This is a genomic window from Actinoplanes sp. NPDC026619, from assembly GCF_040638295.1.
Lineage (GTDB): Bacteria > Actinomycetota > Actinomycetes > Mycobacteriales > Micromonosporaceae > Actinoplanes.
The window spans coordinates 40,169-65,566 of record NZ_JBEZYA010000011.1; the positions used below are offsets into that span (position 1 = coordinate 40,169).

The following is a 25,398-nucleotide window of genomic DNA, read 5'->3' on the forward strand; positions in this document are numbered from 1 at the left end:
CCGCCGCCGCCCAAGCCGCCGGAGCAGCAGTCGCCGAAGCCGAGCCCGGAGATGCAGCAGCGGCTGGACAAGTTTCGCGCGCAGAAGGAAGCGAAGCAGGACGCCGGCCAGTACGTCGATCACCGCGCGGCGAAAGCGGAGAACCTTGCAGCCCGCGAGGCCCGCACCGGCGACAGTGCCAGCGCCCGGCAGAACTCCGAGGCCGCTCGGCAGAGCCCCGGCACCGGTCGGCAGACTCCCGAGGTCGGCCGGCAGGCTCCCGAGACCGCTCGGCAGGCTCCCGAGACCGCTCGGCAGGCTCCCGAGACCGCTCGGCAGGCTCCCGAGACCGCTCGGCAGGCTCCCGAGACCGCTCGGCATGACCCCGGCACCGGCCGCCAGGCCCCCGAAGTCGGCAGGCAGAATCCGGACACCGGCCGCCAGCCCTCCGAGGCCGGCCGCCAGCCCTCCGAGGCCGGCCGCCAGAACGCCGAGACCGCGCGGCGAGAGCCTGATGGATTGCGCCCGACTCCGGAGTTCCAGCAGAAACTGGATACCTTCCGCGAGCAGAAGGAGGCCAGGCAGGACGCCGGTCAGTATGCCGATCACCGCACCGCGAAGGCCGACAACCTGAACCACAACAGCGCCGCCCGCAACGAGTCCCCAGCCGGGCCGAAATCGGAAGCTGGGCCCAAGGCGGAGGCCGCGGTGACGCAGCCGAAGCAAGTCGACGGCGGGGCGCGCCAGGAGCGCATCGAACCTGCGGCCCAGCCGCATCGGACGGACGGTGCGACCGCGCCGCAACAGCGGACCGGCGATACGCCGGGGCGACCGACCGAGGTGCCGGGCGCTAACCGCACGAGTGAGCCGCGGGGTTTGGCGCCGACTCCGGAGTTTCAGCAGAAGCTGGATGACTTCCGTGCACAGAAGGAAGCTCGGCAGGACGCCGGTCAGGCCGTCGATCACCGTGATGCGAAGGCCGACAACCAGGCGGCCCGCACGGAGGGGCCGCAGCCGCGGGCCGGCGACACGCCGCAGCGATCGACCGACGTGCCAGGCGCAAATCGCACGAGTGAGCCGCGGGGTTTGGAGCCGACGCCGGAGTTTCAGCAGAAGCTGGATGACTTCCGTGCGCAGAAGGAAGCTCGGCAGGACGCCGGCCAGGCCGTCGATCACCGCGATGCGAAGGCCGACAACCAGGCGGCCCGGATCGGGGACGCGGCCTCGCCGGAGCAGGAGGCGGACCGCAGCTGGGCCGCCGACCAGGTCACCCCGCGGCAGGCAACGCCCCGATCGGGCGACGATCAGAATGTCCCGCGGCCGAACGATACGTCGCGCGAGGGCTCAGCCACGGGGGATGGCGAAAACAAGGAAACATCCGAGGGCGCGGATGGCGCCGGCAAACCGCCGAAGGGCCGGGACGCGACCGGTGCCGGCTCGAACGACAACGACGGCGACGGCGACAACGACGGCGACGGCGACGGCGACGGCGATGGCGACGGCGGGTCGAGCGACGACGGCGGCTCCAACGGGGAGGGCGGTGCGAAGGGCCCGGACGACAAGTACGTCGGACCGGAACGCCGGCAGGGGGAGGACCCGGACTTTGACCCGGCCGCGGAGCGGCGTCGGCAACCCGACCGGGACGAACAGCCGCGGACCGATGACAACCCGCCCCGACCGGGTGATGAGGGCTTTGATCCGGGTGAGCACCGTGGTGAGTTGCGCGGTGAGTTCCGGCCGGGCGTTCATGACCCGGACGGGCTGTTCAGCGAGAAGGAGCGCCGCATCGCCGACCGGCTCGGGCAGGACGACGCGTCGGTGCACCCCCGGGAGAGGGACGACACGGTCGAGGGTAAGAAGAACCCGGACGCCATGGTCCGGTTGTCGCCGGACGATCCCGGTACAGTGACCGAGTTCAAGACCCTCGACAAGGCCAACAGCAACACCGTCCGGCGCAACGTGCTCGAGGCGGGGGCGCAGGTGCACCCGTACGGGGGTGGCAACGCCGTCATCGACGGGCGCGACGTCAACCTGAGCGAGGCGGACGCTCGCCGTGGATATGCCCGGGCCGTCGGTCAGGCCCGGGAGAAGAATCAGCCGATGCCGGACCAAGTCAAGATCATCCTTGGCGACGGTTCGATCATCGACTTCCCGGAGGACTAGACCGGAGGATCAGTTCAGTGTCCCGTTCGACGCACATCTTCCTGGCCACCGACCTGGCGCCGCGTGCGGCGGCCGACCGGCTGGCGGAAGCTTTGGGCACCCACGCCACCGACCGGGACGGCGACGTCTACGTCGCGGTCCAGCTCGGCGACGCCCAGGTCGGGGGTGAGGTCGCCGTCAACACGTACGGGGCCCCTCCGGACCCGGAGCCCGACGAGATCTCGGTGCTCGACGGTTACCCGGTGGCGTACGAAATCCGTCGTGTCCCGGCCGACGAGGAAGCGACCCTCGCCGCCGCCCGTCAGGTTTTCGACACGCTCGTGGAGCGGCTGAAGTGGCCGGTCCTGCTGGTCGACAACCTGGCCGTCCTGGTCGCCGCGTGGAACCCGGCCGAAGGGCGCACCGACTTCCCGTCCGGCACCTCGGCGGACGCCGACGACGAGGCCGAGTGGAGCCGGTACGCCATCGACGCGCACTGAGTCACTCACCCACGAGCAGCCCTTGCTCCACGACGACCGGAACGCTGAGGGTCTTGTAGCCGACCGAGTCGAACAGCACGGTCATCCGCTGCTCCTCGTAGCCCATCACGGTGCCGGCGCCCCACTCCGGGTGCTTCACCTTGCTGTGCACGGCGAACGGCTCGTCGGCCGACTTGGCGGCGACCTCGGCGGCCAGGCCGTTGGCGCAGTTGTCGCAGTGGCCGCAGGGCTTCTTCAACTCCTCGCCGAAGTAGGCGAGCAGGGTCTGGCTGCGGCAGCCGGTGGCCTGGGCGAAGCCGCGCATCATGTCGGTGCGGGAGCGCGTGACCACCTGCTGCCGTTCGTACTCCTTGATGGCCAGTGCCGCCGCGGCCGCCGGCAGCGGGGCGAAGAGCGGGACCGTAGTCTTGTTTCCGCTCCCGGGCACCGCGGCGCCGATCTGTTCCAGCAGGCCCAGGTAGGACCCAAGCTTGCGCGGGCCGAGACCGGTCGTCTCTTTGAGCGCCGTCTTGGTCTGCGGGCCGGCACGCAGCGCCGCGGCCAGCTCGCGCAGTTCGACCTCGTCGGGTGAGCCGCCGGAGAAGAAGCGCTGAATGGCCTCGTCCTCCGAGCGCCACAGCAGCATGGCGTGGGCCTGCTCGCCGTCGCGGCCGGAGCGGCCGATCTCCTGGAAGTAGCTGTCCGGGGAGTCGGGCAGGGCGACGTGCGCGACCCAGCGGATGTTGGCCTTGTCGATGCCCATGCCGAAGGCCGACGTGGCGACCATGATGTCGATCTTGTCGGCGGTGAAGGCCTCGTGGCGTTCCTCGCGCATGCCACCGGCCATGCCACCGTGGTAGTAGGTGGCGTGGTATCCGGAATTCACCAACTGTGCGGCCAGTTCCTCGGCGGCGCGCCGGGTGGCGACGTAGATGATGCCCGGCCGCGACGTGGCGTCGATCAGCTGGGTGAGACGGCGCCAGCGATAATCCTCGTCGGGGCAGTAGGCGACCTCGAGAAACAGGTTGCGCCGGTCCAGGCCGGACACGTGGATCTCGGGGTTGCGCAGGCCGAGGCGCTCGATGATGTCGTCGCGGACGGGCGGCGAGGCGGTGGCGGTCAGCGCCAGGACCGGCGGGCGGCCCATCTCCTTGATCATCTCGCCGAGCGCCAGGAAGTCCGGCCGGAAGTCGTGGCCCCAGGCGGAGATGCAGTGCGCCTCGTCGACGGCGATCAGGCCGGGCTTCAAATCCCGCACCTCGGCCAGCCGCTCCGGGTCGCTGAGCTGCTCGGGCGTGATGAACAGGAACTCGGCCCGGCCCTCGCGGATCTCCTTGATCGCCTCGCGCTGCTGGTGCGGCGTCTCGGCAGAGCTGACCCGGACCGCCCGGATCTTCGGGTCGTTGCGCTCGTTGAGCGCGGCGATCTGGTCCTGCTGCAGGGCGAGCAGCGGGGAGATCACCACGGTCGGGCCGGGCAGCAGGACGGCCGGGATCTGGTAGATCGCCGACTTTCCGGCGCCGGTGGGCAGCACGACCAGGGCGTCGTTGCGGCGCAGCACGGCGCGCATCGGCTTGAACTGGCCGGGGCGCAGCGAGGGCCAGCCGAACTGCTGCCGGGCGACGCGGCGGAGGCGGGGTCCGTAGACGGGAAGCTTCATCGAGCGCCCAGTGTGCCCCGCCAATGTTGCGGCGAAACGACTATTTCTTGCCGCCGAACATCCGGCGGATCGCCCAGAGAAGGAAGAGCGCAGCAAGAGCCACACCAAGGAGGCGTACGGCGTGAACCTCGGACCAGTCGACGCCCGAACCAGCGGCCAGTGGAGTCAGCACGTTAGGCATGTTAACGACTCTCAACTAATAGGAAGGTTTGTTGACTAAATCGACGAGCGAGTGTGACCATAGTTCGGCACAATCGGGGGCGCGCGGTTATTGGCGCGACGACAACAGGCGGAGGTACGGGGGCCCATGCCCAAGCAAGGTGAATTGGCGAAGCTTGCGGCCGCGGTGCTTCAGCCCGGCTTCGTCGGCACCACCGCACCCGACTGGGTCCGCCGGTGGCTCGGCGAGGGTCTCGGCGGCGTGGCGCTGTTCGCCCGCAACGTGGAGAGTCCGGCGCAGGTGGCGGCCCTGACCGCGCAGTTGCGCGCCGAACGGTCCGACGTGATCGTGGCGATCGACGAGGAGGCCGGTGACGTCACCCGCTTCGAGTCCCGGCACGGCAGCTCCCGCCCGGGCAACCTGGCGCTCGGCGCGATCGACGACGCCAAGCTGACCGAGGCGGTCGCCCGCGATCTGGGCTACGAGCTGGCCCGCGCCGGCATCACGCTGGACTACGCCCCGGACACCGACGTCAACAGCAACCCCGACAACCCGGTGATTGGCGTACGGGCATTCGGCGCCGAACCGCAGCTGGTCGCGCGCCATTCGGCCGCGTTCGTCCGGGGTATTCAGGACGCCGGCGTGGCCGCCTGTGCCAAGCACTTCCCCGGCCACGGCGACACCAGCGTCGACTCGCACCACGACGTGCCGCTGATCGACCGCAGCCGGGCCGAGCTGGAGGCCTGTGAGCTGCTGCCGTTCCGGGCCGCCATCGAGGCGGGCGTGCAGGTCGTGATGACCGGCCACCTGCTGGTCCCGGCGTTCGACCCGGAGCTGCCGGCCACGCTCAGCCGGCGCATTCTCACCGGCCTCCTCCGGGAAGAGCTCGGCTTCGACGGCCTGATCGTCACCGACGGCATCGAGATGCAGGGCGTGGCCCGCAAGTACGGCCTGGCCGGCGCGACCGTGCGGGCGATCGCGGCCGGCGCCGATGCGATCTGCGTGGGCGGTGGCCTCGCCGGCGAGGAGACCGCAATCGAGCTGCGCGACGCGATCATGGCCGCGGTGGAAAGTGGCGCGCTGCCGGCCGAGCGGCTCTACGACGCCGCGTCCCGGGTGCAGCGGCTGGCCGGCTGGACGACCGGGGCCCGCAAGCTCGTCGACGTCGCCGGCCACACCTGGCCGGACGGCTCGGCGGTCGGATTCGAGGCGGCCCGCCGCGCGGTCCGGGTCGTCGGCGCCGCGCTGCCGATCGATGGTTCGGCGCACGTGGTCGAGTTCGCGGCGGCGCGCAACATCGCGGTCGGCGAGGAGACGCCGTGGGGCCTGAGCACGCCGCTGGACGACCTGCTGCCCGGCACCACCTCGATCCGGCTCACCGAGAACTACCTGACCGGGCTGACCGATCCGGCGGCGACGGTGCTCGCCGGCGCCGACGGCCGCGCGCTCGTGCTGGTGGTCCGCGACCTGCACCGGCACGCCTGGCTGGCCGAGGTGATCACCGCGGTGGTGGCCCGCCGGCCGGACGCGATCGTGGTCGAGATGGGCGTGCCGGTGACGGTGCTCGGCGGGGTGCACATCGCCACCTACGGGGCGACCCGTGCGCTCGGCAAGGCCGCCGCCGAGCTGATCGCCGGCAGCCCGGTGCCCGCGCCGATAGCGGCGTAACTAGGCCGTGTTTCAAAGAACGGCTTAGGCGACGACGATGTCGTCGTAGCCCGGGTGCTCCTGCACGTAGCGGGCGAAGAACGGGCAGAGCGGCACGACCTTGGCGCCGCGGGAACGGAGCAGGTCCAGCGTGCGCTGGGCCAGCTCGTTGCCCAGGCCCTGGCCGCGGAACTGCGGGTTCACCTCGCTGTGGGTGACCACGACGGCGTCCTCCCGCAGGCGGTAGACGGCGAGTCCGGCCACCGCGCCGTCGACCAGCAGCTCGAACCGGTGCTGCGATGCGTTGTCACGTACCTCGATGTCGCTCACGATCCCAACTTTAGGGTCGCGCGGGACCCGTACCCTCGAATCGTGCTCAAGCCCACCCGGCGCGTCGCCGCCGCTCTCAGCTCGGCCGCTCTCGGCCTCGCGTTCCTGTCCGGTTGCAGCAGTGACAACGTCAACTGCGGCATCGATCAGTGCACCGTGACCATCGACCGCGAGGTGAACGCGAGCGCCAGCGTGCTCGGCGTCGAGGCGAAATTCGTCAGCGCCGACGCCAACACGGTCACCCTGGATGTCGCGGGGGAGCAGATCACCCTGACCAAGGGGCAGCAGGCGGTGCAGGTCGCCGGCCTGGCGGTGTCACTCGACAGCGTCACCGGTGACACCGTCAGTTTCCAGGTGGCACGTAACTGAAGGTTTGTCACCCGGAGCTCACTGGGCACTGTGGGGGCATGTCCTCCGCCACGTCGAACGTCAAACACACCGCATCGCGGGCCGCCGACAGCAAGCCGCTGGAGATGGTGGCCCGGGCCGGCTTCGTCGGTTACGGCATCGTCCATCTGATTTTCGCGTGGATCGCCGTCCAGGTCGCCTTCGGCGGCTCCAATCAGGAGAGCGACCAGTCGGGCGCGCTCCAGAGCTTGGCCGGCAACGGCTTCGGCAAGGCGCTCCTGGTCCTGATCGCGATCGGCATGGTCGGTCTCGCGATCTGGCAGGGCTTCGAGGCCGCGATCGGGGAGAGCGGCCCGCAGGACAAGACCGCGATCGCCGAACGCGTCGTCTCCGGCGTCCGCGCCATCCTCTACCTCACGCTGGCCTGGTACGCGGTCAACGTGCTGCGCGGCGCGAACTCGTCGATGGCGCAGAACCAGCAGAACAAGTCGGCGGGCATCATGGCCCACTCCGGCGGCCGCTGGCTGGTCGGTTTCGTCGGACTGGTCGTGATCGGCGTCGGGATCGGCATTGCCGTCTACGGGTACCAGAAGAAGTTCACGAAGCACCTCAAGATGGAACAGATGGCTGCTTCGGTGCGAAAGACGACGGTCCGGCTCGGGGTGGGCGGTTACCTGGCCAAGGGCACCGCGTACACCATCGCCGGCATCCTGGTCGTCGTCGCCGCCGTCACCTATGACCCGGACAAGGCCCGTGGCCTGGACGCCGCGCTCAAGACCCTGGCCGGCCACCCGTGGGGCGTCTGGCTGCTCGCCCTGATCGGCCTCGGCATCGCCGCCTTCGGTGTCTACTGCTTCGCACAGGCCAAATACCGGAAAGTGTGAGCCGACACCCAACTCCCCGGTAGAGGGTTGCGAACAGGGCCAGGGCGGGCAATCTGGATCGCTGGTCCCCCTCGCTATCGGAGGAGATGACAAGTGCCCCATGTGTTGACCGCAGTACTGGTGGTGGCGGCGTCGACCGGCGCCGCGATCGTCCTCGTCGAGTTCGTGCACTGGATGCTGGCCCGGATGGGCCGCCGTTCGGAGCTCTCGGCTGACCTGGCCCGCACCGCTCACCATCCGTTCCTGGCGACGGTCACCGTTTTCGCGATCCAGCAGGCCATCCGGGCCGCAGCCGGGGAGTTCCCCGGCCGCGGCCCGGTGCTGCATCTGCTGGTGATCCTGTTCATCGCCGGGTTCGCCTGGCTGGTCGCCGCGCTGGTGCTGGTGCTGGAGGACGCCGCGCTGGCCCGCTGGCGCACCGATGTGCCGGACAACCTGAAACGCCGCCGCTTCAAGACCCAGTTGGTGATCCTCCGCCGGCTCACGGTGGCCACGATCGTGGTGCTCACCCTGGGCGTGGTGCTGATGACCTTCCCGGGCATCCGGGCGCTCGGCGCCAGCGTGCTGGCTTCGGCCGGTCTGGTCAGCGTGGTGGCGGCGCTGGCCGCGCAGAGCACTCTAGGCAACGTCTTCGCCGGCCTGCAGCTCGCGTTCAGCGACGCGGTCCGGGTGGACGACGTGGTGGTGGTCGAGGGCGAGTGGGGGCGGATCGAGGAGCTCACGCTGACCTACGTGGCCGTGCAGATCTGGGACGACCGCCGGCTTCTGCTGCCCACGTCCCACTTCACCACCAAGCCGTTCCAGAACTGGACCCGGACCGGGTCGGCCGTGCTGGGCACGGCCGAGCTCGACGTCGACTGGGCCACCGACATCGAACCGCTGCGGGCTGAGCTGCGCGCGGTCTGCGAGGGTTCGCAGCTGTGGGACGGCCGGGTGTGCGTGCTCCAGGTGACCGATGCGGTGGGCGGCCTGGTCCGGCTGCGCGCGCTGGTCTCCGCCGCTGACGCGGGCGCGCTGTTCGACCTGCGCTGCCTGGTACGCGAGCGCCTCGTCACCTATGTCTGGCAGCACCAGCGGGCGAGCATCCCGCGGTTCCGTGCCGATCTGCAGCAGCCGGGTTCCGCGCCGCTGCGGCCGGCCCCCCATTCCGAGCCGGACGGCGATGCGCCGAGCGACGGCCGGGTGTTCTCCGGCGGCAACGACGGAGAGTCCCGGGGGAGCCAGTTCACCGGCCCGGAGGAGCCCTTGGTCACCCAGCGCTGACACCTTTTAACCAAGAGGATTGACTAGCTGTTGATCAGGGCATAGGACCGGGTGGAGGGAAAGGGGTGCACGATGGCCGATGTCCTGAACGGCCGCCCGGTCGCGGAGCAATCAACCGCGGAACTGGTGCAGCGGGCAAGCGAGCAGGTCTCCCGTCTGGTTCGTGACGAGATAGCACTGGCCAAGGCCGAGCTCGCCGAGAAGGGCAAGCATGCGGGTATCGGGATCGGCCTGTTCGGCACCGGTGGTGTGCTGGCGATGTATGGCGTCGGCGCCGCCATCGCCACTCTGATCATTGTTTTCGACCTCTTCCTGCCGCTCTGGCTGGCCGCCCTGATCTGGACGGTCGCTCTGTTCCTGATCGCCGGCGTGCTGGCCCTGATCGGCAAGAGCCAGGTCACCAAGGCGGTGCCGCCGGAACCGAAGGCCGCGATCGCCAGCGTCAAGGCGGATGTGGACGAGGTAAAGCACGCCATGAAGGATCGAGGCCGGGCGTGACCGCTGAGGAAACCGCTCCGCCGCCGAAGCCGTCGATCGACGAGCTGCGGGCGGAGATCAAGCAGACCCGCGCCGAACTGGGTGAGACCGTGCAGGCCCTGGCGGCCAAGGCGGACGTGAAGGCCCGTGCGAAGGACCAGGTGGAGATCGCCAAGGTCCGGGCGCGGGAGGCGGTGGCCACCTCGCCGGTGCCGCTCCCGCTGGTGCTGGCCGGCGTGGTGGCGATCGTGGGGATCATTCTGGTGGTGCGCGGGAGGAAGCGTTGAGCAAGGTAGGAAAGATCGCGTACAAGCCGGTGGGCATCCTGCTGGGCGTCGGGGCCGGTGCGATCGCCGGCTTCGCGTTCAAGGAGGTCTGGAAGATCGCGACCGGGGACGACGACGCCCCGAACGCGACCGATGAGGACCGTGGATGGGTCGAGATCCTCGCGGCGGCCGCGCTGCAGGGCGCGATCTTCGCGCTCGTGAAGGCGGCCGTCGATCGCGGAGGCGCCTCGAGCGTTCGCAAACTTACTGGTCGATGGCCTGATTAAGGCCCTACTGCCGGGTTCGGCCCGCCACCTCGCGAGAGCGAGGTGGCGGGCCTTTTCCGTATCAGCAGACGTTTATCCGATGGGGTCCGGGGGCAGCTTTCGGGCCACTTTTTCGGTACAGTGTGGCCAGTTTTTGCGTACGTGGTTTGCTGCTTCCGCCAAGACCACGGGATGCCGGCCGATAAGGCGTCGACCGGTGTCACCGAGTCGCGTCGGAATGGGACGTCCTCTGGAATGTCCGCCTCAACGGCGCCGCTGCTCGAAAACGGTCAACGGCCCGAGCTTAGGAACGAGGGCCGGCATTTTCAGAGGGAGAGTTCAGCATGGCGCAAGGAACCGTGAAGTGGTTCAACGCGGACAAGGGCTTCGGCTTCATCACCGTTGATGGCGGGGGTGCAGACGTGTTCGTCCACTTCTCGGCCATCCAGATGAGCGGTTACCGCAGTCTGGAAGAGAACCAGCGGGTCGAGTTCGAGATCGCCCAGGGCCAGAAGGGCCCGCAGGCGGAGCAGGTTCGCCCGCTCTGAGACCACCCATGCCGGTCGTCGTGACCGGCCGCCGACCGCCTGGCGGAGGTCGGCTCGGATCACTCACAAGAAAGCCCCGCGCTCTGCAGAGCGCGGGGCTTTCTTTTGTCTTACCTTTATCGCTTATCTCTTTGATCGAGATCGGACACGCGCACCGATCCCTACCAGGATCAGTCCGAACAGGGCAAGGGCGCCGCCAACGAATGTCCAGGGATCTTTACCGCTCATCTTGCTGTCGGTGAGAATGTCGAGGCCCTGAAGTGTCCATAGCCCGCCGAGGAAGATGGCAAGGACGCCGATCACCATCGGCAACCACCCTTTGAGGGTGGGGCCGGATGCCGGTTCGTTCACCATTTGTCATGCACCTGCGGACGGATCAGCTCGTCGTAAACGGCGGTGACGGCCGCGAGCGACTCGGCCGGTAGTGGCGCAAGGCCGGCCGCCGCCGCATTGCCCTCTGCCTGTGAAGAATTGCGGGCGCCGGGAATGGCGACCGTGACTCCCGGCTGGTCGAGGATCCAGCGCAGTGCGAACTGCGCCATCGTCGCGCCGGCCGGAACCAGCGGCCGCAGCCGGCGCACCGCCTCGAGCCCGATCGCGAAGTCGACCCCGGAGAACGTCTCGCCGACGTCGAACGCCGCGCCCTGCCGGTTGTAGTTGCGGTGGTCGTCGGCCGCGAACGTGGTGTTCTCGTCATAACGGCCGGAGAGCAGCCCGCTGGCGAGCGGGACGCGCGCGATGATGCCCACGCCTGCCTCCTCCGCGGCCGGCAGCACCCGCTCGAGCGGCTTGAGCCGGAGCGCGTTGAGAATGATCTGGACGCTGGCGGTGCCGGGGCGGGCGATGGCGGCGAGGGCCTCGTCGACCTTCTCGACGCTCACCCCGTACGCCCTGATCCGCTTTTCCTCGACGAGGGTGTCGAGGGCGTCGTAGACCTCGCCTGCGGAGAACACCGGGGTCGGCGGGCAGTGCAGCTGGACCAGGTCGAGCGTGTCCACGCCGAGGTTGGCGCGGGAGCGGTCGGTCCACGCCCGGAAGTTGTCGAGTGTGTAGTTGCCGACCTCCTGCGCCATCCGCCGGCCCATCTTGGTGGCGACGGTCAGCTGTGGCCCGTCCGCAGACTGAAAACGCTTGATGAACGAGCCGATGATCTGCTCGCTGCGCCCGTCGCCGTAGACGTCGGCGGTGTCGATGAAGGTGACGCCCGAGTCGACCGCCGCCTGCAGGGTCGCGTGGGCGTCGGCCTCGCTCACGTCGCCCCAGTCGGCGCCGAGTTGCCAGGCGCCGAGACCGATGACGCCGACGGTGCGGCCCAACCTCGAAAAGGTGCGATTTTCCACGGCCGAAGACTACCGCTTACTCTGATATCTTCTTGCAAGACGTACGTACGGTTTGCAGCGCAGGAGGTTACGACGATGTGGGATCCGACCGTGTACCGCCGTTTCGGCGCCGAGCGCTCCCGTCCGTTCTTCGATCTGACCAGCCGGATCGACGCATCGCGCCCGCGCGCCGTGGTCGACCTCGGCTGCGGCCCGGGGGAGCTGACGCTGACCCTCGCGCAGCGGTGGCCGGAAGCGCGGGTCACCGGCATCGACTCGTCCGCCGAGATGATCGACAAGGCGGTCGCGCACGGCGGGCCGGCCTGGTTCCAGGTCGGCGACGTGCGCGACTGGAAGCCCGGCCCCGACGTCGACGTGCTGGTCACCAACGCCACCCTGCAGTGGGTCGACGGCCATCGCGAGCTGCTCGCCGGCTGGGCCGCCGAGCTGCCGCCCGGCGCGTGGCTCGCCATGCAGGTTCCCGGCAACTTCGACGCGCCCTCGCACCGGCTGCTGCGGCAGATCGCCGCGACCTACGACGTCGCGCACGTGACCCGGGAGGCGCCGGTCGACGACCCGTCCGGTTACGCGGATCTGCTGCTCGCCACCGGCGCCCAGGTCGACGCGTGGGAGACCACCTATCTGCACCTGCTGCCCGACGACGGCGCGGAGCATCCGGTCCTGCGCTGGATGGAAGGGACGGCGTTGCGGCCCGTCAAGGCCGCCCTGGACGAGAATGCGTGGCAGGGCTTCCGCGCCGACCTGGAACGGGAGCTGACCGCCGCCTATCCGGCGGCACACGGACACGTCGCGTTCCCGTTCCGCCGCATCTTCGTGGTGGCCCGGACCGCTTTATAGGGGGAAACCGCAGATGACCGACCTGACCTCGTTCATCGCCGGGCTGCCGAAGGCCGAGCTGCACGTGCACCACGTCGGCTCGGCGTCGCCGCGGATCGTGGCCGAGCTGGCCGCCCGGCACGAGGGCCGGTCGCCGGTGCCGGCCGACCCGGCCGCGCTGGCCGACTACTTCGCGTTCACCGACTTCGCACACTTCATCGAGGTCTACCTGACCGTCGTCGACCTGATCCGCGACGACCAGGACATCCGGATGCTGACCTACGAGGTGGCCCGCGAGCTGGCCCGCCAGCAGGTCCGTTACGCCGAGCTGACCATCACGCCGTACTCCAGCGTGAAGCGGGGCATCGCGGCCAAGGCGTTCTGCGACGCGATCGAGGACGCCCGCCGGGGCGCCGCCGCCGACTTCGGCATCGAGCTGCGCTGGTGCTTCGACATCCCGGGCGAGGCCGGCCTGCCTGCCGCCGAGGAGACGCTGCGGATCGCGCTCGAGGAGAGGCCCGACGGCCTGATCAGTTTCGGGCTCGGTGGCCCGGAGATCGGTGTGCCGCGGGCGCAGTTCAAGCCGTACTTCGACCAGGCGCGGGCGGCCGGCCTGCGCAGCGTGCCGCATGCCGGCGAGACGACCGGGCCGGAGACGATCTGGTCGGCGCTGCGCGACCTCGGCGCCGAGCGGATCGGGCACGGCATCTCGGCGGTCCGAGACGAGGCGCTGCTCGCCCACCTCGCCGAGCACCGGATTCCGCTGGAGATCAGCCCGACGTCCAATGTGCGCACCCGGGCGGTCGCCACGATCGACGAGCACCCGCTACCGACGCTCGTCGAAAAAGGTGTGCTGTTCAGCATCAACTCCGACGACCCGCCGATGTTCGGCACGACCCTCGAGGAGGAGTACGCGGTGGCGGCCCGGCTGCTCGACCTCGACGAGCGGGGCGTGGCCGGGCTGGCCAAGGCCGCGGTCGATCAGAGCTTCCTGTCCCCGGCCGGGAAGAAAGCCCTGATCGCCGAGATCGACGCCTACTCGGGTCAGAGCCTGGCGTAAAGCGGGTCCTGCCAGACCGCGAGCACCACGATGATGCCGATGGTGAGGATCGCGATCCAGCGGATCAGACGTCGTTTGTTGAATCGGGCCGGGCCCTCGTCGGGCTCGGTCTGCTGCCTTTCCAGGGTGTCGCGCATCTCGCCGTCGCCTCCGGTCAGTCGGGTACCGCTGTCCAGCTCTGGTGGCGCTGTCCGTTGCCGTTCTGGAGCACCAGCACCCGGTGCGCGCCGAAACGTTGCTCTCCCACCCCCGCCACCAGGTCGCCGACCGCGGTGCGCAGGGTGAAGCCATAATCCGAGGCCTGCAGTTTCCAGCGGGCCCCGTCGTCCGTGCCGCAGTCGCCCTGCACCAGCGGGGCGCCGGCGACCGGGTTGCCGTCCATCGGCACCACACACTTGCCGGTGGCCCGGGAGACCAGGGAGTAGGCGCCGTCGCCGCCCGGCACCAACTGCCACTGCTGCTGGGCGTTGCCGTCCGACTCGGCCAGCGTCAGCGGCGTGCCGCTCGCGGTGCGGGCCGCGTAAAGATCGGCGGCGCCGCCGGTCAGCGCGTTGGTCAGGGTGAACCAGGTGTTCTGGGCCGGCCGGGCGGCCGGCGCGGTCTCGGCCGTCGCCTTCGCCGCGTAGGCCGCCCCGGACTTGATCGTCACCGGGTATTTCGCGTCGGGCTTGAGACCGATCAGCCGGGCCCGGGTCGCCTTCGTGGTGGCGATCGGCTTGTCGCCGACCCACACCTCGTATGTCGCGGTTGGTGACGCCGCGCTCCAGGTCAGCCGCACCGAGCTGCTGTCCGCGTCGCGGATCTCCAGCACGGCCTGGACCGGCGCCTGGGCGATCGCATTGGCGGCCGGCTCGGCCTTGGCCCCCACCGGCTCGGTCGAGGCGCCGGGCACGACGGCGTCACCGCCGGGCGGCGCTGAGCTCGGCGGGGCGTCGCCGCCGGCGTCCGCCGGCGCGCTGGCCGACACGCTCGGCGCCGGCGCGGCCGGCGTCGTGCTCGGTGACGAGGTGGGCTCGGGCGCGCCGACCGCGTCCGGGATGTCGTCGCCGCCGTCGCTGCGCAGCAGGAACTCGCTGGTCGCGATGTTCCAATTGTTGGCGAGGTAGCTGTCCGGCTTCGGGTTGGTGCTGAAATAGTCGTCGTGACCGCAGTCGAGGCGGTTCTCGTGCTTCTTCGGGCAGACCTCGCGCACCGCCTTGCCGGAGCGGTCCTTGCCGCACAGCAGGTCGTAATCGTCCAGACAGCCGCCCGCGCCGCTGGAGTTGGGCGTGTCGATCAGCACCGCGCCCAGCGTCTGGGTCAGCTCGCGGGCCGCCATCACCGAGCTCCAGCAGCCGGCGTCGACCCGCCCGTACGACGGGCCGCCGTTGTTGCGGTTGCCCAGGCCCGCCCGGCGGTCGGCGATGAAGGTCGAGATGCCGCAGTAGACGTTGGCGTCCGCGAACATCAGGTATTTGCGGTCGTTGCGGTTGTAACCGAGCGTCTGCAGCGCCTTGACGCTGAGCGCGAACGAGGTGAGCGCCGACGACGGCAGCTGCACCTCGGCCACGTCGACCCGGCACTGCGGGGTGGTGACGAAGCGGACGTGCCGGGACCCGCCGGTCTCGGCCGCGCTCTCGTCGAAGATCTGGTCGACCCCGGCGGTCCAGGTGCGGATCGAGCCGAGGAAGTCGGTGTAGCGCGACGGGGTGCCGAACTCGTGCAGGTAGAGCACCTGGACGCGCTTGCCGCTGCGCCCGTCAGCCTCGCAGGCCACCTGGCTCGGGCCGATGATGAAGTCGGCGTCACCGGGGGCGGCGTCCGGGATCAGTGCCGGCGCGTCCGCGGTGAGGGCGCTGCCGCCCTGGTCGCGGACGATCTCCGCGTCGGTCGGCACGGTGGCCGACTCCAGGGTCGGCATGATCGGCTCGGGCGCCTTCGAGGTCACCGGGGTGACGTCGCGGCGCACCGACAGGCCGGCCGGCGCCGGGTCGGGCCCGACCGTGCAGGTCTGCTCGTCCAGCTGATAGGTGCCCGCGCAGATCGCATCCGCCTGGGCGGTCTGCAGTCCCTCGTAGACCAGCCCCTGGCCGGGGTCGTCCTCGGGCACCGCGGCCAGCTTCAGCTGGGACGAGTCGTCGCCGGAGACACTTTCCACCACGCTCGGACCGACCACGCCGCCGACGCCGAGCAGGGCAAGGCCCAGGCCCACCGGCAGCAGCCGGTGGCTCCACGGACGCGGCCCCCGGCGATGCCCGCGGAGGGCGAACGGCCGGTGCTGGGTCGACAAATCGTCTCCTTGCCTGGCGGGTGCGCGGTGGGAGGTGGTTATGGGGTTACCACCTCTCACCGCGCGCTGGCTCCGCCGGTTCGTTTCGCGGGGACGAATTGCGGGCTCCGAACCGGAGAGCCGGATGGGATCGGTGGGAAGACTGCCAGCCCGGATGCGCGAGCGGAATGCCTTTAATCCATTTCTAAGCAACTGTTGCACCGTCTTGCGTAATCGGGCTCACTCGGGCCTGCCCGGTCGGTTCGTGCGTTCCCGGGCGAGTCGGCCGACCAGGCCGAATCGGCTGGCCTGTTTCGGGGCGGCGTCGGCGTCGGCCAGCAGCATCACCACGCTGGCGCCGCCCAGGGCCGCGCGGTCGAGGCTGACCGAGCCGCCGGTGGACTGGGCCGCCCGCCGGGCGATGTCGAGCCCGAGGCCGGTCGAACCCTGGTTGCTCTGGCCACGCTGCATCGCCTTCTCCGGGTCGGGGATGCCGGACCCCGCATCGTCGACACGGACGGCCACCCAGCCGTCACGGCGGGAGATGCCCACCTCGAACGCGGTGCCCTGCGGTGTGTAGCGGAAGACATTACCGAGAATCGCGTCGAGCGCGGCAGCCAGTTCGGCGCGGGCGACCGGAACCGGGATCCGCATCTGCGCGCCGATCACCTTGTACTGCCGGTTCTGGTCGCCGGCTAGCGCCGACCAGAACGTCATCCGTTCGCGCACGACCTCGCTGGCGTCACACAGACCGTCCTTGGCGGTGTCCGCGACCTGCGCCGCGACCGCCTGCCGGGTGGTGTTGATCAGATCGTTGACCTCGCCCTCGAGGGTCACGATCGCGGTCCGGATGCGCCGGATCCCGCGCCGGCGGTCCAGCTCGGCCTGATCGAACATGCCGACCTGGGTGTCGTCCGGGTCGAGCGCCTCGGCGTCCAGCCGCAGGGCGGTCAGCGGCGTGCGCAGCCGGTGCGACAGGTCGGCGACGAACTCGCGCTCGTCGGTGCGGGCGGTGACCAGGCGGTCGGCCATCCGGTTGAACGCGTACCCGGCCTCGGCCAGCTCGCGCGGGCCGGACGGCTGGATGCGGACGCCCAGGTCACCGTCGCCGACCTTGAGCGCGGCCTGCACCAGGTTGCGGGCCGAGTTGACCGCGCCCCGGGCCAGCCGGTCGACGACGAACACCGAGCCGGTGATCAGGCCCAGCGCGATGCCGAGAAGCAGCAGCCAGTCGCGGCCGGTATTGCCCTTGAGCAGGGCCGCCGGCACGAAGGTCTCGACCACCGAGGTCTTTCCGGCCACGGTCACCGGCTCGAGGCGAACCACTCCGTCGGAGATGTCGATGGTGCGGATGTCGCCGCTGTCGGCCGTGCGCTGCACCTCGGCCGCGCTGACCCGGCCCGGCACGTTGACGCCGGCCGGATGCACCACCGCGTTGCTGCCCGCCGCGGTCACCGCGGCGGCGAGGGCCTTCTTGTCGGCGCCGGCCGCGATCGCGCCGGCCACCGTGGCACTGCTGCGCTCGGCCACCGCCATGGTCTCGTCGCGGTGGTCGGAGCGCAGCTCCCAGCCGAGCGGGATCAGGAAGGCGAGGGCGGCGACGGCCGTGGTGGCCGCGGTGATCGCGGCCAGCCGGGACCTCAGTCCGGCGCCACCAACCGGAATCCGACCCCCCGCACGGTGCGCAGGTAGCGCGGCTTCGCCGCGGATTCGCCCAGTTTCCGCCTCAGCCAGTACAGGTGGACGTCGATCGTCTGGTCCTCGCCGACCGATGGCTGTCGCCATACCTCCTCCAACAGCTCACGACGGGAGACCACCCGGCCCGGTCGGGCCGCGAGGTATGCCAGCAGGTCGAATTCCTTGCGGGTCAGGGCCAGCACCTGGTCACCCAGGGTGGCACTGCGCTCGCCGATGTCCACCCGGAGCTCGCCGACCTCGTGCACGGCGGGCTGGGCGGTGCGACTGGCCCGGCCCACCCGGCGCAGCACCGTGGAGATGCGCGCGTCGAGGTGGGCGCCGGTGAACGGCTTGACCATGTAATCGTCGGCGCCGGCGCGCAGCAGCCGGACCACGGTCTGCTCGTCGTCACGGGCGGTGGCGATGATGATCGGGACATCGGTGATGCCGCGCAGCATGCGCAGGGCGTCGGAACCGTCCAGATCGGGGAGTCCGAGGTCGAGGACCACGAGGTCGGGGGTCTCGGCGGCGACCCGGCGCAGCGCGTCCAGCGCGGTGCCGACGGCGTGCACGGCGTGGCCCCGATCGGTCAAGGATCGCAGCATCGCGCCACGCACGACGTGATCGTCCTCGACGAGCAACACCGTGGCCATGCAGAGACCGTAGCGCCAAGCGCGAGCCGCGCCTAACCGGTGATTGAGGGACACCCTTCGATCACGCAGAGTGGTCGAATACCATCCGATGTGCCGATGTCGTTCACCCTCTTTCCCGGTACAAGGCTGGCTCTCGCGCTCGAGAGCCTGGCCGGTCTCAGCGTGGGTGACGCGCTCGGAGCGCAGCATTTCGCGCGCCGGGTCGACCTGACTGATCCGCCGCCGGCCCCGTGGGAGTGGACCGACGACACCGAGGAAGCGTGTTGCCTGGTCGCGGTGCTCGCCGAGGGTGACTTCGATCGGGACGCGTTCGCCGAGCTCCTCGGGCGCCATCACGATCCCTATCGAGGCTATGGTCCCGGCGCGGTGGTGATGCTGCGAGCCATCCGCGAGGGGCTGCCGTGGCCGATCGCCTCGGCGTCGGCCTTCGACGGCCAGGGCTCCTCGGGCAACGGCGCGGCCATGCGGGCCGCACCCCTCGGGGCCTGGCATGCCGATTCCCTCGCCCATGCGGCCGCTCAGGGCGCGCGAGCGGCGGAGGTCACGCACGCGCATGCGGAGGGGATTGCCGGGGGAGTGGCCGTCACGGTCGCGGCCGCGGTTGCGGCCGCCGGCCGGCTCGACGGTCAGCGACCGTCGTTGCTGGGTGCGGTCGCTGCGCACACGCCCTCCGGGCATGTCCGGGACGGGGTGCTCCGGGCGACTCGCCTGCGGTCAATTCCCGAGGCGGCGCACGAGTTGGGCAACGGCGCCCGGGCGATGGCGCAGGACTCCGTGCCGTTCGCGATCTGGGTCGCCGACCGGTTCCTCGACGACTATCCGGCGGCGATCGCGGCCTGCATCGAAGCCGGTGGGGACGTCGACACGACGTGCGCGATGGCCGGTGGAATCATCGCCGCGTACACCGGTCTCGACGGCATCCCGCCGGCCTGGCGCTCGGCCCGGGAACCGTTGCCCGGTTGGCTGTCGGCGGCGACAGCCGCGGGCGAATGAGAATAGTCTGCTGAGCGTGACCGAGCAGCGGATCGAGACCGGCGAACCCGACGGCCTGGAGCGCCTGTGGACGCCGCACCGGATGCCCTACATCACCGGCGCGGACCGCCCCGAGGGCTGCGCGTTCTGCCTGGCGCCCGACGTGCCCGAGGCGGAGAGCCTGATGGTGGCGCGCGGCGAGCTCGTCTATGCGGTGCTCAACCTCTATCCGTACAACCCGGGGCATGTGTTGATCTGCCCTTACCGGCACGTGGCCGACTACACCGAGCTCACCGAGGAGGAGACGGTCGAGGTGGCCGCGTTCACCCGGCGGGCGATGCGGGTGATCCGCACGGTGAGCCGCCCGCACGGCTTCAACCTGGGGATGAACCAGGGTTCGGTGGCCGGGGCCGGCATCGCCGCCCATCTCCACCAGCACGTGGTGCCGCGGTGGGGTGGCGACGGCAACTTCATGCCGGTGGTCGGCCGCACCAAGGTGCTGCCTCAACTGCTCGGCGACACCCGGCTCATGCTGTCGAAGGCGTGGACAGCGCTCTGATACCGGCCACGATCTCCTCCGCGGTGGGCGCGGTGGCCGGGTCGGCCAGCCACTGGGTCAGCACCCCGGACATCAGCGCCATCTGCATCGAGCCGATCGTGCGCACGGTCTCGCCGGTCAGCTGATCCTCCGGCGTGCCGGTCAGCAGCGCCGCCATGCCCCGGCGGCCCTGCTCGATCCCGTCGGCCAGCTGTTCGCGCAGTTGCGGGCTGTGCTCGGCCTGGATCAGCACCTCGACGCTGGCCAGCCACAACGCGCGGTACTCGGTGATCGAGCGGATGATGCGGCGCCAGAAGCCGACCATCGAGTCCTCGCCGTCGAGGCTCGGGCCGGTGAGCGCGGTGAAGACGGCGTCGCCCCAGTCCTCCATGGCGCTGATCATCGCGGTGGTCATCAGCGCCTCGGTGGAACCGTAGTGGTAGCCGATCGAGCCGAGGTTGGTCCCGGAGATCGCCACGATGTCGCGCGCCTTCGTCCGGGCGTAGCCCTTCTCGAGCAGCGCCTTCTTGGCCCCGGCCAGCAGATCTTCCTTGTGCCCCACGAGCTTCACCTTAACTTCTATACAAACGTGTAAGACGTTTGTATAGTAACTCCCATGACGACCCAACGGGTACTGATCTCCGGAGCCGGCGTGGCCGGTCCCGCCCTGGCGCTGGGCCTGCGCCGTCGCGGTTTCGACGTGACGATCGTGGAGCGCGCGCCGTCGCTGCGCGAAGGCGGTTACAAGGTGGACATTCGCGGCGCCGGCACCGAGGTGCTCAAGCGCCTCGGCGTCTACGACACCTGCCGCGCCCTCGACTGCGGGATGAAGCAGATCACCTACGTTCGCCCCGATGGCCGGCCCATCGCCACCCTCCCGGCCAGCCTTCTGATGGGCCGGCGCGGCGACGACATCGAGCTCATGCGGGGCGACATCGGCCAGGTCATGTATGACGCGACGGCCGCCGACGTGGAATACGTGTTCGGCGACTCGATCACCGGTCTTCGGTCCGACGACGAGGGGGTGGACGTGACGTTCGAGCGGGGGGCGGCACGTCGCTTCGACTACGTCATCGGCGCCGACGGCCTGCACTCGAACACTCGGCGGCTCGCGTTCGGCGAGGTCGAGCCGGTCCACCTGGGGGCGTATATCTCGATCTTCACCGTCCCCAACCACCTCGGCATCGACCGCGACGAGCTGATGTTCTCCCGGCCCGGGCGACTGGTCTTCGCGTACGCCATGGGCAGCGACCAGCCCGCCAGGGTCGGCATGACCTTCGCGTCGCCGCCGGTCGGTTACGACCGGCGCGACGTCGCTTCGCAGAAAGCTCAGGTCAAGGCCGCGTTCCAGGGTCTCGGCTGGGAGACCGACCGCTTCCTCGCCTCGATCGACGCGGCCGACGACTTCTACTTCGACTCGATGAGCCAGATCGAGATGCCGTCCTGGTCGGCCGGGCGCGTGGTGCTGCTCGGCGACGCCGCGCACTGCCCATCGCCGGCCTCCGGCCAGGGCACAAGCATGGCTCTGGTGGGTGCCTACCTGCTGGCTGAGCGTCTGGGCACGCCGGGCGGAATTGAGGAGTACGAGCGGAGCATGCGCCCGTTCGTCGAGAAGAACATGGCGTTCGGCCGCAAGATGGCGAAGGACATGGTGCCGGGCGGCCGCTTCCAGATCGCCTTCCGCAATTACGGCATGCGGACCCTGAAGTACCACCCGCGCAAGGAGCAGGTGATCGACAAGGTCCTGGCGCCGATGCACGAGGCGGCCAACGCCATCGCGCTGTGACTACTTGGTGGCGTGCTCCTTGCGCACGGCCTCGGTGAGGTGGGCGGGCATCGGCTCGTGCCGGATGTAGGTGCGGGTGAAGGTGCCCGAGCCGGACGACAGGGCGCGCAGCTCCACCGCGTACCGGATCAGTTCGGTGGCCGGCACCTCGGCCCGCACCAGGCTGTGCGTGCCGTCCGGCTCGGATTCCGAGCCGAGCGGCCGCCCCCGGCGGCCGGAGAGATCGCTCATCACCGCCCCCACATACATCTCCGGGACCCGGACGGCGATCTCGTCGATCGGCTCGAGGAGCGTCACCTCACCGGCGGCGGCGGCCTCGCGGAGGGCGAGGGCGCCGGCGGTCTGGAACGCGGCATCCGACGAGTCGACGCTGTGCGCCTTGCCGTCGAACAGCGTCACCCGCAGGTCGACCACCGGGTAACCGGAGACCAGGCCGCGTTCCAGCTGGGAGCGCACGCCCTTCTCCACCGAGGGGATGTAGTTGTGCGGCACCGCGCCGCCCACCACCCGGTCGACGAACTCGAAGCCCGAACCGCGCGGCAGTGGCTCGACCTCGATGTGGCAGACCGCGTACTGGCCGTGGCCGCCGGACTGCTTGACGTGCCGGCCGTGACCCTTCGCGGTCGCCCCGAAGGTCTCTCGCAGCGGCACCTTCACCGGCTCGGTGTCCAGCTCGACGCCGCCCGAGCGCAGCCGATCGAGCACCACGTCCGCGTGCGACTCGCCCATCGTCCAGAGCACCAGCTGGTGGGTCTCGACGTTGCGCTCCAGGCGCAGGGTCGGATCGCCGGCGACGAGCCGGGCGAGGTTTTTCGCGAGAGCGTCCTCGTCGGAGCGGGTTTTGGCCACCACCGCGATCGGCAGCAGCGGCTCCGGCATCGTCCACGGCTCCATGAGCAGCGGGTTGTCCTTGCCGGAGAGCGTGTCGCCGGTCTCGGCGCTGCCCGACTTGGTGATCGCGCAGATGTCTCCGGCGATGCAGAACGGCACCTCGCGCAGCTGCGCGCCCAGCGGGGAGTAGATGTGCGCGACCCGCTCGTCGGCGTCGTGGTCGGGGTGGCCGCGCTCGACCATGCCGTGCCCGGAGACGTGCAGCACCTGCTCCGGCTTGAGCGTGCCGGAGAACACCCGGACCAGCGAGACCCGGCCCACGTGCCGGTCGATCGTGGTCTTGACCACCTCGGCGACCAGCGGGCCGTCGGGGTCACAGGTCAGCGGCCGGCGCGGCGAGCCGTCTACGCCGGTGACCACCGGCAGGTCGTGCTCCAGCGGCGTCGGAGCGGCCGTGACCAGGCCGTCGAGCAGCGCATCGAGGCCCACGGCGGTGGCCGCGCAGACCGGGATGACCGGGTAGAAGTTGCCCTTCGCGACCGCTTTCTCCAGGTCGGCCAGCACGGTGTCGGTGGAGACCAGCTCGCCGCTCAGGTAGCGGTCCATGAGGGTCTCGTCCTCGCTCTCCGCGATGATCCCCTCGATGAGCGTGTTTCGGTCGTCGGCGATCGGGTTGAGATGCTCCGGCTCGGCCTCGCCGACCCGCGGCGGATAGCCCTCGGAATAGTCGAGCACGCGCAGCGTGACCAGGCCGATCAGGCCGGCCACCGAGTGGCCGTCGTCGTCGAGCATCGGCTGGTAGGTCGGCATCACGTTCTCGCCGAACGCCTCCTGGCAGTCCTGGAGGGTGCCGTCGTAGTCGGCCCGGGGGTGGTCGAGCCGGGTGATCGCGACCGCGCGGGGCATGCCGACCGAGGCGCATTCCTCCCAGAGGGCGATGGTCGCGTCGTCGATGCCGTCGACCGCCGAGACGACGAAGAGCGCGGCGTCCGCGGCCCGCAGGCCGGCGCGCAGCTCCCCGACGAAGTCGGCGTAACCGGGGGTGTCCAGCAGATTGACCTTCACGCCCTGGTGCACGACCGGGGCGCAGGCCAGCGCGACCGAGCGCTGCTGGCGGACCGCGGCCGGGTCGTGGTCGGACACCGTGGTGCCGTCGGTCACCGTGCCCGCCCGCGGAATCGCCCCGGTGGCGGCGAGCAGGGCTTCGACCAGAGTGGTCTTGCCCGAGCCCGAATGACCCACCAGCACCACGTTGCGGACTCTGCCGGGCTCGGTCACCACCGGCGCCGTCGCGCCGTTGAGCCCCATCTGCGAGGTCTTCTGCGCCATCGCCGGTCGCTCCCGTCGTTTCGAGACTGTTACGCCGCTGTTCCTGAATCCCACACCCGCTGCTGCGGCGATCGCAACCCTTTGTAGCGACCTCGGGTCTTTGGTCCTTTATCAAGGCGGTGCAGATGACGATACGGCCACTGACGGAGCGGATTGCACCGTCCCTGCCTGGTCGCCGATAAGGTGGTACGGCCATGGCAAAGATCGTCAGTGTTCCCGCGCGTGCCGTCATGTCGCACGTAGTCAATCCGACCGCCCGTTTCCTGCTCAAGATCGGCATCTCGCCGAACGCCGTCACCATCGCCGGCACCGTCGGCGTGCTCGGTGGCGCGTGGCTGGGCGCCAACGGCCGCCTGTTCTGGGGCACCGTGGTCGTCACCGCGTTCGCGCTGACCGACCTGCTCGACGGCACGATGGCCCGGATGCTGGGCGGCAACAAGAAGTTCGGCGCCCTGCTCGACTCGTCGATGGACCGGATCGCCGACGGCGCGGTCTTCGGCGCGGTCGTCTATTACATGGCCGGCCAGCACAATCCGTACGGTGGGACGGTCGCCGCGCTGGTCGCGCTGGCCGCCGGCCAGGTGGTGTCGTATGTGAAGGCGCGCGCCCAGAGCCTCGGCCTGAACGCCGACGTCGGCATCGCCGAGCGGTTCGAACGGCTGGCCATCCTCGGCGTCGGCGGCCTGCTGGGCAGCCTCGGGCTCGAGTGGGGGCTGCCGGCCGCCCTGTGGGTGATCGGCGCGCTCGCGGTGATCACCGCCTTCCAGCGGCTGATCCACGCGGCCCGCACCGAGCCCTCGCCGGTTTCGCCTACCCCTGCCGAGCCGGCTGCATGAAGGATCGGCTGACCGAGCTCGGGTTCGTGGCCGGCTGGCGGCTCGTCCGGATGATGCCGCTGCCGGCGGCGCGGGCTCTGTTCACCGCGGCGGCCGACCGGGCGTACCGGAAGAACGGGCCCGGCACCCAGCGCCTGCGCCGCAACCTGCAGCAGGTCGAGCCGGGCATTTCCGACACGGTGGTCCGGGACGGGCTCCGCTCGTACGCCCGCTACTGGCTCGAGGCCTTCCGGCTGCCGTCGCAGACCAGGCAGCAGTTCCTGGACGGCTTCGGGATCTCGGCGGAGCAGTACGACTGGCTCCGCAAGGACGTCGCCGACGGCAAGGGCGTGGTGCTCGCGCTGCCGCACGTCGGCAACTGGGACGCGGCCGCGGCCTGGGTGGTCTCCAACGGCTGGTCGATGGTCACGGTCGCCGAGCGACTCAAGCCGGAAGCGGTGTACAGGCAGTTCGTGGCGTACCGGGAGAAGCTCGGGATGGAGGTCATCCCGCTCACCGGCGGCGAGCGGCCGCCGCTCGACGCGCTCGCCGATCGCCTCGGCCAGGGCTGGCTGGCCTGCCTGCTCGGCGATCGCGACCTGTCCCGCAGCGGGGTCGAGGTGTCGTTCTTCGGCGGCCGCACCCGGATGCCGGCCGGCCCGGCGATCCTGGCGATCCGGACCGGCGCCCCGCTCTACGCGGTGGATCTCTCCTTCACGCCGACGCAGACCTACGCGGTGCTGCGCCGGATCGTTCCGCCGACCGACGGCCCGCTGGACGCCCGGGTCAAGGCGACCACGCAGATGCTGGCCGACGCGTACGCGGAGGGCATCGCCGACCATCCGCAGGACTGGCACATGCTGCAGAAACTGTGGCTGTAGGAG

28 protein-coding genes are annotated in these 25,398 nt (G+C 70.3%); 17 read left to right on the plus strand and 11 right to left on the minus strand.

What is annotated here, in order from left to right; genetic code table 11:
* Positions 1-51 precede the first annotated feature (51 nt).
* On the plus strand, positions 52-2,142 hold the full coding sequence (locus AB0E90_RS23710) for a hypothetical protein (protein ID WP_360409428.1): 2,091 nt from the start codon (positions 52-54) through the stop codon (positions 2,140-2,142).
* A 17-nt stretch (positions 2,143-2,159) separates the two neighbouring features.
* A complete protein-coding gene (locus AB0E90_RS23715; protein WP_360409431.1) occupies positions 2,160-2,621 on the plus strand; it encodes a hypothetical protein in 462 nt (153 codons plus the stop codon).
* A gap of 1 nt (position 2,622) precedes the next feature.
* Here the strand turns inward: AB0E90_RS23715 and AB0E90_RS23720 are convergent, their stop codons facing one another.
* Positions 2,623-4,260, minus strand: a complete 1,638-nt coding sequence (locus tag AB0E90_RS23720; protein ID WP_360409434.1) for a RecQ family ATP-dependent DNA helicase — start codon at positions 4,258-4,260, stop codon at positions 2,623-2,625.
* Positions 4,261-4,300: 40 nt separating this feature from the next.
* Entirely contained in the window at positions 4,301-4,432 is a 132-nt protein-coding gene (locus AB0E90_RS23725; protein ID WP_275407494.1) for a hypothetical protein, read from the minus strand.
* Positions 4,433-4,567: 135 nt separating this feature from the next.
* On the opposite strand from AB0E90_RS23725, the gene AB0E90_RS23730 reads away from it, so the two are divergent.
* Positions 4,568-6,088, plus strand: a complete 1,521-nt coding sequence (locus tag AB0E90_RS23730) for a glycoside hydrolase family 3 N-terminal domain-containing protein (protein WP_360409437.1) — start codon at positions 4,568-4,570, stop codon at positions 6,086-6,088.
* Positions 6,089-6,112: 24 nt separating this feature from the next.
* Here the strand turns inward: AB0E90_RS23730 and AB0E90_RS23735 are convergent, their stop codons facing one another.
* Positions 6,113-6,397: a GNAT family N-acetyltransferase gene (locus AB0E90_RS23735; protein WP_360409440.1), complete on the minus strand. Its 285-nt coding sequence runs from the start codon at positions 6,395-6,397 to the stop codon at positions 6,113-6,115.
* A gap of 39 nt (positions 6,398-6,436) precedes the next feature.
* Here AB0E90_RS23735 and AB0E90_RS23740 point away from each other — a divergent pair, with 39 nt between their 5' ends.
* The 7 genes from AB0E90_RS23740 to AB0E90_RS23770 all read left to right on the plus strand — a co-directional run bounded on the left by AB0E90_RS23740 (position 6,437) and on the right by AB0E90_RS23770 (position 10,449).
* Entirely contained in the window at positions 6,437-6,766 is a 330-nt protein-coding gene (locus AB0E90_RS23740; protein ID WP_360410143.1) for a hypothetical protein, read from the plus strand.
* A 38-nt stretch (positions 6,767-6,804) separates the two neighbouring features.
* On the plus strand, positions 6,805-7,629 hold the full coding sequence (locus tag AB0E90_RS23745) for a DUF1206 domain-containing protein (RefSeq protein ID WP_360409443.1): 825 nt from the start codon (positions 6,805-6,807) through the stop codon (positions 7,627-7,629).
* A 93-nt stretch (positions 7,630-7,722) separates the two neighbouring features.
* Positions 7,723-8,892, plus strand: coding sequence for a mechanosensitive ion channel family protein (locus AB0E90_RS23750; RefSeq protein ID WP_360409446.1), 1,170 nt, complete (start codon positions 7,723-7,725; stop codon positions 8,890-8,892).
* A gap of 72 nt (positions 8,893-8,964) precedes the next feature.
* Positions 8,965-9,390, plus strand: a complete 426-nt coding sequence (locus AB0E90_RS23755; RefSeq protein ID WP_360409449.1) for a phage holin family protein — start codon at positions 8,965-8,967, stop codon at positions 9,388-9,390.
* Positions 9,387-9,656, plus strand: a complete 270-nt coding sequence (locus AB0E90_RS23760) for a DUF3618 domain-containing protein (protein ID WP_360409452.1) — start codon at positions 9,387-9,389, stop codon at positions 9,654-9,656. Before AB0E90_RS23755 ends, AB0E90_RS23760 begins: the two co-directional genes overlap by 4 nt.
* The gene (locus AB0E90_RS23765) at positions 9,653-9,922 is read left to right on the plus strand and encodes a DUF4235 domain-containing protein (protein WP_360409455.1); all 270 of its coding nucleotides are present in this window, start codon (positions 9,653-9,655) and stop codon (positions 9,920-9,922) included. Before AB0E90_RS23760 ends, AB0E90_RS23765 begins: the two co-directional genes overlap by 4 nt.
* A 323-nt stretch (positions 9,923-10,245) precedes the next feature.
* The gene (locus AB0E90_RS23770) at positions 10,246-10,449 is read left to right on the plus strand and encodes a cold-shock protein (RefSeq protein WP_030440218.1); all 204 of its coding nucleotides are present in this window, start codon (positions 10,246-10,248) and stop codon (positions 10,447-10,449) included.
* A 123-nt stretch (positions 10,450-10,572) separates the two neighbouring features.
* On the opposite strand, the gene AB0E90_RS23775 is transcribed toward AB0E90_RS23770, so the two are convergent.
* Together AB0E90_RS23775 and AB0E90_RS23780 are read right to left on the minus strand one after the other, a co-directional pair.
* Positions 10,573-10,803 carry a hypothetical protein gene (locus tag AB0E90_RS23775; protein WP_360409459.1) on the minus strand — a complete coding sequence of 77 codons (231 nt, stop codon included), beginning with the start codon at positions 10,801-10,803 and terminating at the stop codon, positions 10,573-10,575.
* A complete protein-coding gene (locus AB0E90_RS23780; RefSeq protein ID WP_360409461.1) occupies positions 10,797-11,789 on the minus strand; it encodes an aldo/keto reductase in 993 nt (330 codons plus the stop codon). The genes AB0E90_RS23775 and AB0E90_RS23780 overlap by 7 nt, the downstream gene beginning before the upstream one ends.
* A gap of 75 nt (positions 11,790-11,864) precedes the next feature.
* Between AB0E90_RS23780 and AB0E90_RS23785 the strand changes: the two genes are divergently transcribed.
* Both AB0E90_RS23785 and AB0E90_RS23790 read left to right on the plus strand, forming a co-directional pair.
* Positions 11,865-12,626, plus strand: coding sequence for a trans-aconitate 2-methyltransferase (locus tag AB0E90_RS23785; RefSeq protein WP_360409464.1), 762 nt, complete (start codon positions 11,865-11,867; stop codon positions 12,624-12,626).
* A gap of 13 nt (positions 12,627-12,639) precedes the next feature.
* Complete coding sequence (locus AB0E90_RS23790; protein WP_360409467.1) at positions 12,640-13,665, plus strand: adenosine deaminase; 1,026 nt, start codon at positions 12,640-12,642, stop codon at positions 13,663-13,665.
* Here the strand turns inward: AB0E90_RS23790 and AB0E90_RS23795 are convergent.
* From AB0E90_RS23795 to AB0E90_RS23810, 4 genes are all read right to left on the minus strand, one after another.
* Positions 13,650-13,802, minus strand: coding sequence for a hypothetical protein (locus tag AB0E90_RS23795; RefSeq protein WP_360409470.1), 153 nt, complete (start codon positions 13,800-13,802; stop codon positions 13,650-13,652). The genes AB0E90_RS23790 and AB0E90_RS23795 overlap by 16 nt on opposite strands.
* 17 nt (positions 13,803-13,819) lie before the next feature.
* Positions 13,820-15,934: an RICIN domain-containing protein gene (locus AB0E90_RS23800; protein WP_360409473.1), complete on the minus strand. Its 2,115-nt coding sequence runs from the start codon at positions 15,932-15,934 to the stop codon at positions 13,820-13,822.
* A gap of 219 nt (positions 15,935-16,153) precedes the next feature.
* Entirely contained in the window at positions 16,154-17,449 is a 1,296-nt protein-coding gene (locus AB0E90_RS23805; protein WP_360409476.1) for a HAMP domain-containing sensor histidine kinase, read from the minus strand.
* A 104-nt stretch (positions 17,450-17,553) separates the two neighbouring features.
* Complete coding sequence (locus tag AB0E90_RS23810; RefSeq protein ID WP_360409479.1) at positions 17,554-18,243, minus strand: response regulator transcription factor; 690 nt, start codon at positions 18,241-18,243, stop codon at positions 17,554-17,556.
* Positions 18,244-18,339: 96 nt separating this feature from the next.
* Here AB0E90_RS23810 and AB0E90_RS23815 point away from each other — a divergent pair, with 96 nt between their 5' ends.
* Both AB0E90_RS23815 and AB0E90_RS23820 read left to right on the plus strand, forming a co-directional pair.
* Entirely contained in the window at positions 18,340-19,236 is an 897-nt protein-coding gene (locus AB0E90_RS23815; protein ID WP_360409482.1) for an ADP-ribosylglycohydrolase family protein, read from the plus strand.
* A gap of 82 nt (positions 19,237-19,318) precedes the next feature.
* Complete coding sequence (locus AB0E90_RS23820; protein WP_360410145.1) at positions 19,319-19,774, plus strand: HIT domain-containing protein; 456 nt, start codon at positions 19,319-19,321, stop codon at positions 19,772-19,774.
* Here the strand turns inward: AB0E90_RS23820 and AB0E90_RS23825 are convergent.
* Positions 19,743-20,315, minus strand: coding sequence for a TetR/AcrR family transcriptional regulator (locus AB0E90_RS23825; RefSeq protein ID WP_360409485.1), 573 nt, complete (start codon positions 20,313-20,315; stop codon positions 19,743-19,745). The genes AB0E90_RS23820 and AB0E90_RS23825 overlap by 32 nt on opposite strands.
* 54 nt (positions 20,316-20,369) lie before the next feature.
* Between AB0E90_RS23825 and AB0E90_RS23830 the strand changes: the two genes are divergently transcribed.
* The gene (locus tag AB0E90_RS23830) at positions 20,370-21,539 is read left to right on the plus strand and encodes an FAD-dependent monooxygenase (protein WP_360409488.1); all 1,170 of its coding nucleotides are present in this window, start codon (positions 20,370-20,372) and stop codon (positions 21,537-21,539) included.
* Here AB0E90_RS23830 and AB0E90_RS23835 read toward each other — a convergent pair whose 3' ends face one another.
* Positions 21,540-23,699 (minus strand): elongation factor G-like protein EF-G2, encoded by a 2,160-nt coding sequence (locus AB0E90_RS23835; protein ID WP_360409491.1) that lies wholly within the window; start codon positions 23,697-23,699, stop codon positions 21,540-21,542. It abuts the gene before it with no gap.
* A gap of 194 nt (positions 23,700-23,893) precedes the next feature.
* Between AB0E90_RS23835 and pgsA the strand changes: the two genes are divergently transcribed.
* Positions 23,894-24,535, plus strand: a complete 642-nt coding sequence (gene pgsA / locus AB0E90_RS23840) for a phosphatidylinositol phosphate synthase (RefSeq protein WP_360409494.1) — start codon at positions 23,894-23,896, stop codon at positions 24,533-24,535.
* Complete coding sequence (locus AB0E90_RS23845; RefSeq protein ID WP_360409497.1) at positions 24,532-25,395, plus strand: phosphatidylinositol mannoside acyltransferase; 864 nt, start codon at positions 24,532-24,534, stop codon at positions 25,393-25,395. Before pgsA ends, AB0E90_RS23845 begins: the two co-directional genes overlap by 4 nt.
* Positions 25,396-25,398: the final 3 nt, after the last annotated feature.

Excerpts from the sequence above, each read along its gene's own strand:
- AB0E90_RS23710 (WP_360409428.1), top strand. The coding sequence starts at position 52 with ATGCAGCAGCGGCTGGACAAGTTTCGCGCGCAGAAGGAAGCGAAGCAG.
- AB0E90_RS23720 (WP_360409434.1), bottom strand. The coding sequence starts at position 4,260 with ATGAAGCTTCCCGTCTACGGACCCCGCCTCCGCCGCGTCGCCCGGCAG.
- AB0E90_RS23730 (WP_360409437.1), top strand. The coding sequence starts at position 4,568 with ATGCCCAAGCAAGGTGAATTGGCGAAGCTTGCGGCCGCGGTGCTTCAG.
- AB0E90_RS23745 (WP_360409443.1), top strand. The coding sequence starts at position 6,805 with ATGTCCTCCGCCACGTCGAACGTCAAACACACCGCATCGCGGGCCGCC.
- AB0E90_RS23755 (WP_360409449.1), top strand. The coding sequence starts at position 8,965 with ATGGCCGATGTCCTGAACGGCCGCCCGGTCGCGGAGCAATCAACCGCG.
- AB0E90_RS23770 (WP_030440218.1), top strand. The coding sequence starts at position 10,246 with ATGGCGCAAGGAACCGTGAAGTGGTTCAACGCGGACAAGGGCTTCGGC.
- AB0E90_RS23775 (WP_360409459.1), bottom strand. The coding sequence starts at position 10,803 with ATGGTGAACGAACCGGCATCCGGCCCCACCCTCAAAGGGTGGTTGCCG.
- AB0E90_RS23785 (WP_360409464.1), top strand. The coding sequence starts at position 11,865 with ATGTGGGATCCGACCGTGTACCGCCGTTTCGGCGCCGAGCGCTCCCGT.
- AB0E90_RS23790 (WP_360409467.1), top strand. The coding sequence starts at position 12,640 with ATGACCGACCTGACCTCGTTCATCGCCGGGCTGCCGAAGGCCGAGCTG.
- AB0E90_RS23795 (WP_360409470.1), bottom strand. The coding sequence starts at position 13,802 with ATGCGCGACACCCTGGAAAGGCAGCAGACCGAGCCCGACGAGGGCCCG.
- AB0E90_RS23805 (WP_360409476.1), bottom strand. The coding sequence starts at position 17,449 with ATGGCGGTGGCCGAGCGCAGCAGTGCCACGGTGGCCGGCGCGATCGCG.
- AB0E90_RS23810 (WP_360409479.1), bottom strand. The coding sequence starts at position 18,243 with ATGGCCACGGTGTTGCTCGTCGAGGACGATCACGTCGTGCGTGGCGCG.
- AB0E90_RS23815 (WP_360409482.1), top strand. The coding sequence starts at position 18,340 with ATGTCGTTCACCCTCTTTCCCGGTACAAGGCTGGCTCTCGCGCTCGAG.
- AB0E90_RS23820 (WP_360410145.1), top strand. The coding sequence starts at position 19,319 with ATGCCCTACATCACCGGCGCGGACCGCCCCGAGGGCTGCGCGTTCTGC.
- AB0E90_RS23830 (WP_360409488.1), top strand. The coding sequence starts at position 20,370 with ATGACGACCCAACGGGTACTGATCTCCGGAGCCGGCGTGGCCGGTCCC.
- AB0E90_RS23835 (WP_360409491.1), bottom strand. The coding sequence starts at position 23,699 with ATGGCGCAGAAGACCTCGCAGATGGGGCTCAACGGCGCGACGGCGCCG.
- pgsA (WP_360409494.1), top strand. The coding sequence starts at position 23,894 with ATGGCAAAGATCGTCAGTGTTCCCGCGCGTGCCGTCATGTCGCACGTA.
- AB0E90_RS23845 (WP_360409497.1), top strand. The coding sequence starts at position 24,532 with ATGAAGGATCGGCTGACCGAGCTCGGGTTCGTGGCCGGCTGGCGGCTC.